The organism is Rhodovulum sp. PH10 (genome assembly GCF_000293785.1).
GTDB lineage: Bacteria > Pseudomonadota > Alphaproteobacteria > Rhizobiales > Xanthobacteraceae > Rhodoplanes.
Map to the genome: position 1 here is coordinate 1 of NZ_AKZI01000182.1, position 9167 is coordinate 9167.

The 9167-nt window shown below is 70.6% G+C and carries 7 protein-coding genes; 3 read left to right on the top strand and 4 right to left on the bottom strand.

The annotated features are described in order from the left end of the window. Positions 1 to 43: 43 nt before the first annotated feature. Together A33M_RS20835 and epmA are read right to left on the bottom strand one after the other, a co-directional pair. Positions 44 to 1165 (bottom strand): lysine-2,3-aminomutase-like protein, encoded by a 1122-nt coding sequence (locus A33M_RS20835; protein ID WP_008391629.1) that lies wholly within the window; start codon positions 1163 to 1165, stop codon positions 44 to 46. Positions 1166 to 1458: 293 nt separating this feature from the next. Further along, entirely contained in the window at positions 1459 to 2574 is a 1116-nt protein-coding gene (gene epmA / locus A33M_RS20840) for an EF-P lysine aminoacylase EpmA (protein WP_008391630.1), read from the bottom strand. Positions 2575 to 2800: 226 nt separating this feature from the next. On the opposite strand from epmA, the gene efp reads away from it, so the two are divergent. The 3 genes from efp to A33M_RS20855 all read left to right on the top strand — a co-directional run bounded on the left by efp (position 2801) and on the right by A33M_RS20855 (position 7281). Continuing rightward, on the top strand, positions 2801 to 3367 hold the full coding sequence (gene efp, locus A33M_RS20845; protein WP_008391633.1) for an elongation factor P: 567 nt from the start codon (positions 2801 to 2803) through the stop codon (positions 3365 to 3367). Positions 3368 to 3564: 197 nt separating this feature from the next. Beyond that, a complete protein-coding gene (locus tag A33M_RS20850; protein ID WP_008391637.1) occupies positions 3565 to 6294 on the top strand; it encodes a phosphoenolpyruvate carboxylase in 2730 nt (909 codons plus the stop codon). Positions 6295 to 6483: 189 nt separating this feature from the next. Then, on the top strand, positions 6484 to 7281 hold the full coding sequence (locus A33M_RS20855; RefSeq protein WP_272943337.1) for an aspartate dehydrogenase: 798 nt from the start codon (positions 6484 to 6486) through the stop codon (positions 7279 to 7281). A gap of 81 nt (positions 7282 to 7362) precedes the next feature. Here the strand turns inward: A33M_RS20855 and A33M_RS20860 are convergent, their stop codons facing one another. Further along, positions 7363 to 7590, bottom strand: coding sequence for a hypothetical protein (locus A33M_RS20860; protein WP_008391642.1), 228 nt, complete (start codon positions 7588 to 7590; stop codon positions 7363 to 7365). A gap of 124 nt (positions 7591 to 7714) precedes the next feature. Next, complete coding sequence (locus A33M_RS20865) at positions 7715 to 8668, bottom strand: S49 family peptidase (RefSeq protein ID WP_008391643.1); 954 nt, start codon at positions 8666 to 8668, stop codon at positions 7715 to 7717. Positions 8669 to 9167 lie beyond the last annotated feature (499 nt).

A 9167-nucleotide genomic window follows, 5' to 3' on the forward strand; every position in this document is an offset into this window, starting at 1 on the left:
TCGCGCCGCAACGCAGCCCGCGTCCGAGTTTCCAAACGGGCTCTCAGAGGTCGTCGTCGGCCGCGTCGCGCACCACCGGCTCGGCGCTCTCCTCCGGGGCCGGCGGATAGATCCGGGTGCGGCCCTGCAAATCCTCCACCTCGAAGCGGGCGGCGTCGCCGGTGCGGCAGGGCGGCCCCGCCGGCACCAGATAGGTCGGGCCGACCGGCACCTTGCCGGCGCCGCCCGGCAGATCGAGCACATAGGTCGGCTGGGCGATTCCGGTGACTCGCCCGCGCAGCCGCCGCATCAGCGCCTGCCCCTCGGGGATGGTGGTGCGCAGATGCGAGGTGCCGGGCGCGAGATCGCCGTGGTGCAGGTAATAGGGCTTGATCCGGCAGGCGACGAAGGTGCGCATCAGCTCGGCGAGCGTGCGCTCGTCGTCGTTGACGCCCTTCAGCAGCACCGACTGCGACAGCATCGGGATGCCGGCATCGACCAGCTTTGCGCACGCCGTGCGGGCCGCCGGCGACAGCTCGCGCGGATGGTTGGCGTGCAGCACCACATAGGAGGCGGCGCCCTCGGGTTTCAGCGCGCGCACCAGATCGGGCGTCACCATGTCCGGCACGACGACGGGGACGCGGGTGTGCAGCCGCACCACCTTCACGTGCTCGATCGCGGCGAGCGTGCGCAACACCTCGCCGAGCTTGCCGGGCGAGAGGATCAGCGGGTCGCCGCCGGTCAGGATCACCTCGAAGACTTCGCGGTGGGCGCGGACATAGGCGAGCGCGGCGTCGAGCTTGTCGGGCGTCAGGGTCGGGCGGCCGTGCGGGCCGACCATCGCCCGGCGGAAGCAGAACCGGCAATAGACCGGGCAGACATGCACGAGCTTGAGCAGCACGCGGTCGGGATAGCGGTGGACGATGCCCTCGACCGGGCTCATGGCGTCGTCGCCGATCGGGTCGGGCCGCTCCTCGGGGCGGGTGACGAGTTCGGCCGGGTCGGGGACGAACTGGCGGGCGATCGGGTCGTGCGGGTCGGTCGGGTCGATCAGCGCGGCGATCGCCGGCGAGATCGCCACGGCGTAGCGCGCCGCCACCGCCTCGAGGTCGGCGACGCGGTCGGCAGAAACGAGGCCGGCGGCCGCGAGCTCGGCCGGCGTGCGCAGGGTTTTCGATCGGGTCATGGTTTTTTCGCCGCGTCGGCAAGGAGTACGCCGCCCGGCAGGCGCCCGCAAGGCGGGGGCCGGCCGCCGGCCGGCTCGCCGGATTTCGAGGGGTATGGGGGAGGCGCCGGCCGCTCCCTCTCCCCGCGGAGCGTCTACAGGATGCACACATCGCCTCGGATGCATGCGTCCGTCATGCGCGGGCTCGACCCGCGCATCCATCGAAATCAAAAAGCGTCTTTGTTTTCGGTTCGATGGATCGCCGGGTCGAAGCCCGGCGATGACGGCGGAGTGCCTAGCGAGCCCCACCTTTCTCATCGAAATCCCCCGCGTTTTTGCCCTTGTGTGCATGCCGTGGCGCTCGCGGGGAGAGGTGCTGCGGGGGCGCGCTCCGCTACCGGGGTCCACAGCACGGCGTCGATCCGGGGAGCGCCGGTCGCCAGCATCACCAGCCGGTCGAAGCCGAGCGCGCAGCCGGCCGCCTCCGGCATGATTGTCAGCGCCGCCAGAAAATCCTCGTCGATCGGATAGGTTTCGCCGTAGCGGCGCTGCTTCTCGGCCATGTCGGCAGAAAACCGCGCGCGCTGCTCGACCGGATCGGTCAGCTCGCCGAAGCCGTTGGCCACCTCCACCCGGCAGACGAACAGCTCGAACCGCTCCGAGACACGCGGGTCGCGCGGGCTCTTCCTCGCGAGCGCCGCCTCGGGGGCCGGGTACTCGGTGAGAAAGGTCGCCCGGCCGACGCCGAGCGCGGGCTCCACCTTCTCCACCAGAACCCGGCTGAACACGTCCGACCAGGTGTCGTCGTCCGCGGTGCGGATGCCGGCCGCCTGCGCCGCCGCGACCAGGCCGTCGCGGTCGGTAGTACCGTTCGGCGCGACGGTGGCGAGCAGATCGATGCCGGCGAGCCGGTCGAACGCTTCGGCGACGGTCACCCGCTCGGGGGCCGCGAACGGATCGGCGGCGACGCCGCGAAAGGTCATGGTCCGGGTGCCGGCGGTCTCGGCGGCGGCGGCGAGCATCGCCGTGCAGTCGTCCATCAGCGTCGCGTAGCCCGCCTCCGCCCGATACCATTCCAGCATGGTGAATTCGGGGTGGTGCAGCGCGCCGCGCTCGCGGTTGCGAAACACCCGGGCGAAGGTGAACAGCCGCCGCTCGCCGGCGGCCAAGAGCTTCTTGCAGGCGAATTCCGGCGAGGTGTGCAGATGGAGCGGCAGGCGCGTGCCGTCCGGGCCGATCGCCTCGGTCGAGAACGCGTGCAGATGCGTCTCGTTGCCCGGCGAGATTTGTAGAATCGCCGTCTCGACCTCGACGAAATCCTCATCGGCGAAGCGACGGCGCAGCCGTTCGGTGATCCGTCCGCGCGCGAGAAGCAGCGGCCGGCGGTCGGCATGGACGCGCGGCGTCCACCACGGCGAGGCCTCGGTCATCGCTTCGCCGGCCCTGCCGCCGCAGCGTGAATGCTTTGTATCACCACGGGAATTCCGTCTTCCGAAGGTCGCGCCGCGGGGCCGCCGGTGCCCGGTGGCGGCCGCGAAAAGCACTGGCGAACCGGCGCAGGATCAGTATGTTGCACGCCACGTCACCCCGATTTCCGGGTCCGGTCGCCGCTCCGGCAGGCGCGTCCCGGCTCCCATCCAACGAGGAACACCACCCGTGAAGGTCATCGCCAGCTCGCTCCGCAAGGGCAACATCGTCGATCTCGACGGCAGGCTCTACGTCATTCTGAGCGCGGAGAACATCCACCCCGGCAAGGGCACCCCGGTGACCCAGCTCGACATGCGCCGCCTGTCGGACGGCGTGAAGTCCTCGCAGCGCTACAAGACCACCGACCAGGTCGAGCGCGCCCATGTCGAGGAGCGCGAGTTCCAGTTCCTCTACGAGGACGGCGACGGCTTCCACTTCATGAACATGGAGAACTACGACCAGGTCGCGGCCGACAAGGACGTGGTCGGCGACATGTCGATGTACCTGCAGCCGGAGATGAAGGTGAAGCTGTCGGTGCACGAGGGCGTGGTGGTCGGGCTCGAGCTGCCGCAGCGCGTGGTGCTCGAGGTGGTCGAGACCGAGCCGACCGTGAAGGGCCAGACGGCGTCGTCGTCCTACAAGCCGGCGCTCCTGTCGAACGGCCTGCGCACCGGCGTGCCGCCGCACATCGGCACCGGCACCCGCATCGTGGTGTCGACCGCCGACGGCTCCTATGTCGAGCGCGCCAAGGACTGATCGTCTCTCGTGACGGCCGGGCGCGGCCGAGCCCGCGCCGGCGCTTGCCTCCGCCGCACCGGCGTGGCAACCGGTCGCAGGAGCGCTCCGCCCGGCGGCCACGGCACGCGGGCTGCATGGCCGAGCCTCTCGTCACCCCCGGGCCACTCCCGTGCGCAGACGCCGCGCACGGCCGAACGCCGCCGAGAGCCGTCGCCATGGAACTTCCCGAGCTGGTCCGCGAGGACTTCGCCAAGTGGTCGGCCGACTTCGCCGACATCCTCGAGCTCTTTTGCCAGGTGATCGAGGAGCAGCGCCCGGCCGACGGCGTCGCCGACTTCGTGCGGCGCTGCTTCTCGGCCGAGACCACGGTGCGCCCCGAAGACGGGGTCGGGCGCGACGGCTCGCGGCGCTGCCAGGCGCTGTCGATCGCCTTCCAGCTCCTCAACATCGTCGAGGAGAACACGGCCAACCAGATGCGCCGCCGCGCAGAAGCCCGCCGCCACGAGCGCGAGCCCGGCCTGTGGCGGCACGACCTCTCCGACCTCCGCGAGGACGGCTATTCCGAGGAGACGGTGCGGCAAACGCTCGGCACCGCCTCGTTCGAGACCGTGCTGACCGCCCACCCGACCGAGGCGAAGCGCCAGACGGTGCTCGAGCATCACCGCGCGCTCTATCTCCTGCTGCTCGAGCGCGACCGCCGCTTCTTCACCGACATCGAGCTGGCGATCCACCGCCAGCGGATGAAGGCGGCGCTGCAGCGGCTGTGGCGCACCGGCGAGATCCAGCTCGAGCGGCCCGACGTCGAGAGCGAGATCCGCACCGTGCTGCACTACATGGACACGGTGTTTCCCGACGTCGTCGAGCTGTTGGACCTGCGCTTCCAGCAGGCGTGGCGCGACACCTTCGAGTCCGCGCCGCCGCCGCTGCCGCGGCTCGGCTTCGCCACCTGGGTCGGCGGCGACCGCGACGGCCACCCGTTCGTCACGCCCGACGTGACCTTCGGCATGCTGCGACGGCTGCGCGCCGGCGCGCTGAAGCTCTTGCAGGCACGACTCTCGCAGCTCGCGGTCACCATCAGCCTCGCGGCCGGCCCCGACGAGATGCCGCGAACCCTGGCGAAGAGACTCGAGGAGACGGCCGCTCTGCTCGGCGAGCAGGCAACCGTCGCGCTCGAGCGCAATCGCGGCGAGCCGTGGCGGCAGATGGTCAGCCTCCTGATGCTGCGCATCGAGCAGACCAAGCTCGGCAACGGCGCGCCCGGCAGCTATCCCTCCGCCGCCGCCCTGGTCGACGACCTCGAGGCGATCGAGGCGGCGCTGACCGAGGCCGAGGCCCCGCACGTCGCGGAGTCCGATGTCCGCCCGGTCACCGCCCAGGCCCGCGTGTTCGGCTTCCATTTCGCAAAGCTCGACATCCGCCAGAACGGTGCCTATCACGACCGCGCCATCGTCGGGCTGCTCGAGGCGGCCGGCCTGCCGCGCACGAACTATCCGGAGTGGAGCGAGGCGGAGAAGCGCAGTTTCCTCGAGGAGGAGCTGAAGAGCCCGCGCCCCTTCACCGGCATCCACACCGTGCTCGAAGGCGAGGCCGACACCACGCTGGCGCTGTTTCGCGGCGTGCGCGCGCATATTCTCGGCTACGGCGCCGAAGGGCTCGGGCCGCTGGTCGTCAGCATGACGCGCAGCGTCGCCGACCTCTTGGCGATGTATCTGCTCGCCCGCGAGAGCGGGCTTCTGGTCGACACCGCCGACGGTCCCGCCTGCATGCTCCAGGTCGCGCCGCTGTTCGAGACGATCGACGACCTCGCCCATTGCGACACGATCCTCGACGACTTCCTCGCTCACCCGCTGACGCGAAGCACGCTCGCTTACATCCAGGCGCGCGACGGCAAGGCCGCGCCCGAATGCATCGTGATGCTGGGCTACAGCGACTCCAACAAGGACGGCGGCATTCTGGCGAGCCACTGGGGCCTGCATCTCGCCGAGGAGCGCCTCGCCGAGGTCGGCCGCAAGCGCGGTGTCCGGCTCGAGTTCTTCCACGGACGCGGCGGCACGATCGGCCGGGGCGCCGGTCCGACCCACGCCTTTCTCGACGCGCTGCCCTCGGGAAGCCTCTCCGGCCGCCTGCGGGTGACCGAGCAGGGCGAGGTGATCTCGCAGAAATACGCCAACCGCGTCACCGCGACCTTCCATCTCGAGCGTTTGCTCTCGGGCGTGGTCCACACCTCGCTGCGGCACGCGCGCGGCCCCTATCCGCTGCACCCGCTGCGCGGCCTGTGGACCGAGGTGGTGGCGCACAGCCTTTCCGCCTATCGCGAGCTGGTCGAGGCGGACGGCTTCATCGCCTTCTTTCGCGAGGCGACGCCGATCGATGCGATCGAGCAGGCGCGCATCGGCTCACGTCCCTCGCGCCGCTCCGGCAAGGCGACGCTCGCCGATCTCCGGGCGATCCCCTGGGTGTTCTCCTGGAGCCAGGCACGCTTCCATCTGCCCGGCTGGTACGGCGTCGGCAGCGCGCTCGACTGGGTCGCCCGCGAGCGCCCGGAAGGCTTCGAGGCGATCCGCGAGCGGCTGCAGCACTGGCCGTTCCTCAACTACCTGCTGCACAATGTCGAGGCGAGTCTGATGATGGCGAGCCCGGAGATCATGACGCTCTACGCCTCGCTGGTCGAGGATGCCGATCTTCGCGAGCGCATGATGGAGAAGATCCTCGCGGAATACCGGCGGACCTCCGAGGCGGTGGCAAAGCTGTTTCGGGCGCCGCCGGCGATGCGCCGGCCGCGCTTCCTGCGCACCGTCGAGATCCGCGCCGAGGGCTTGACCTGGCTGCATCACGAGCAGGTGCGCCAGCTGCGCGCCTTCCGCACCGCACCCGGCGAGCACGCCCTCGACGCCCTTCTCCTCACCGTCAACGCGATCGCCATGGGCCAGAAGACGACCGGTTGACGACCGGCGATCGGCCCCGAAAACGCCTGCCTGCGGCGGTACCGCCGCAGCCGCTCGCCGACGATCTCCAGCCGCATCGGTCTCCCTTGTCTGCCCGGAGCGTTCGGTGATGAAATGGAACGGAACTCCCGCCGCGCCGCCGACGGCCGCGGAGCGGGGCGGTGCGCAGGACGAGCGAACATGGTGCCGATGCGGATTGGAGTGGCCGGTCTGGGGACCATCGGGTCCTATCTCGTCCGGGCGCTGGCGGACGGCGTGCCCGGTCTCGAGCTCGCCTGCATCGCCACCCGTGACCATGCAAAAGCCCGCGCCTGGCTCGACCGCGAGCGGGTGAGCTGCCCGATCGTCAAGCTCGAGGCGATGCCCTCGCACGCCGATCTGGTGGTCGAATGCGCGCCCGCCGCGGTGCTCGACGACATCTGCCGGCCGATGCTCTCCACCCGCAAGCGGGTGATGGTGCTGAGCAGCGGCGCGCTCCTCACCCATCCCGAGCTGATCGAGCTCGCCCAGCACAAGGGCGGGCAGATCATCGTGCCGACCGGCGCGCTGATCGGCCTCGACGCGGTGACCGCCGCCGCCCGCGGCGAGATCGCGTCGGTGAAGCTGACCACTCGCCGGCCGCCGGCCGGCCTCGCCGGCGCACCGCACCTTTCCGCCAACGGCATCGCGATCGACGCGCTCGACGGCCCGTTGCAGGTGTTTTCCGGCACCGCCCGCGCGGCGGCGGCGGGCTTCCCCGCCAATGCCAACGTCATCGCCGCGCTGGCGCTGGCCGGCCTCGGGCCGGACCAGACCGAGGTCGAGATCTGGGCCGATCCGGCGCTCGAGCGCAACTGCCACACGGTCGAGGTGGAGGCCTCCTCGGCCCGCTTCACCATGACGATCGAGAACGTCCCCTCGGAGAACCCGCTGACCGGCCGCATCACGCCGCTGTCGGTGCTCGCCGCGCTCGCCAAGCTGCGCGCGCCGCTGCGGGTCGGGACCTGATCGGGTCGACCACGCTGTTTTCGCGCAGTGCAGCGGTCCGCATGCCGAAAAGGTGACGGGGACGAGTCCGGGACGAGTCCCCTATCGCTCGGCGTGCTGCCGGGCGGCCGGCTCGGGCCGCCACACGCCGGTGCGGGGGTCGCGCCGGAGCGTCGGCAGCACCTTCGGATCGGTCGCGGCGGCGCGCTCGTTGCGGTCGAGCTCGTCGTTGATGCGGTGCCATTCCCGCGTGACGAGGCGGGCGACGATCGCGCCGCCCACCAGCCCGAGCGTCACCGCGAACGCCGGCGGAAACACGAACGGAAACATTTTCTGCGCCTCCTCTCGGCGTCGTCCCGATTCTTTTTCCGCGTCTCTCGTCCGGACGCGTGCCACTCGCCACCGGATCGTCCCGCGACCCTTCCGCGAGCCGGCGGACAAACCCTCGAGAGGGTCAGAAGCCGTAGCGGCTCCAGATCGCCCGCGCCTCGAGCGCCGACAATGCATCCTCCGCGAACGTGCCGGGCAGTGGCGCCCCGCCGCCGGTCGCCCCGGCGAGCTTGCGCATGAGAAAGCCGCGCTCCGGCGCGATCACCGGCGTCGCCACCTCCTTGCCGAACCGCTCGCGCAGATAGGATCGCAGGTCGCCGAGCCGGTCGATCAGCCCGTGGCCGAGCGCGGTGGTCGCCGTCCAGTACTCGCCGGTGAACAGGTTCTGCTCGGTGGTCAGCTTGTCGCCCCGGCGGGTCTTCACCAGCTCAATGAACATCGTGTGGATTTCCTGCTGGATCGCCTTGATGCGGGCGACGTCCTCCGGCTTCTCCGGCTGGAACGGATCGAGCGACGACTTGTTCTCGCCCGCGGTGTAGACGCGCCGCTCGATGCCGAGCCGCTCGATCGCCTTGTCGAAGCCGAAGGTCGCGCCGATCACGCCGATCGAGCCGACGATCGAGGCGGGGTCGCAGACGATCTCGTCGGCCGCGCAGGCGATCATGTAGCCGCCCGAGGCCGCGACGTCCTCCACCGCGGCGATCACCGGGATCTCCTTCTCCTCGGCGAGCTGGCGGATGCGGCGAAAGATGAGATGCGACTGCGCCGCCGCCCCACCCGGCGAGTTGATGGCGATCGCCACCGCTTTTGCGCCGCGCACGGCGAACGCCTTGTCGAGCGAGCGGGTGAGGGCGGCCAGCGTCACCCCCGGCCGCAGCGGCGTCGACACGCCGATCACGCCGTTGAGGCGCACCACCGGCACCACCGCCGTGCCGGGCCGCAGCCGTTTCGGCAGGATCGGCGCCAACGTTTGCCGGGCCGCGCCGAGCCAGCCGCCCGCGCCACCGATCTCCCGCACGTTGCCCATCGTCCGTGCTCGTTCGGGCGTGTCGCCCGCCTGTCCGCTCGCCACCGTCATCCTCTGCTCGATTCGTTCCGTCGCTCTCGCCGGGTCGGTCGCCGGCCGCCGGGAAGATCAAGTCGCGAGCCGCCCGTCGGGTTCGGCCGGCGCCCGCCGTCCGGCCGACGCCGATGTTAGAGCGAGTGGTGCAACCGTTCGAGTTACGGTTCGTTTACCAAGCCGATGGCACCTCTGACGGTGGCCGTATCGAGGGCGGCGAGAGAGAGAAAAAAACCTCGAAATGTCGAAGTCGGGGTCGAAGGACGGGTGCTGCCGCGCCGTAGAGGTGTCGGGGCTTTTCGTCGCGCACGAGGTGACGCCGTGGAAATCAAGGTTTTGCTGGTCGCGACATTGTTCGGGGTGATCGCCGCGGTATCGCACGCCGCCGAGCGTCGCCGCGGAACTGCCGACGTGCCGGCCCCGAAGGCCTGAGAGCCCGTTTGGAAACTCGGACGCGGGCTGCGTTGCGGCGCGAACTGCCGGAGGCCAGGAGAAAAGCGATGCCGATATCGGGGAT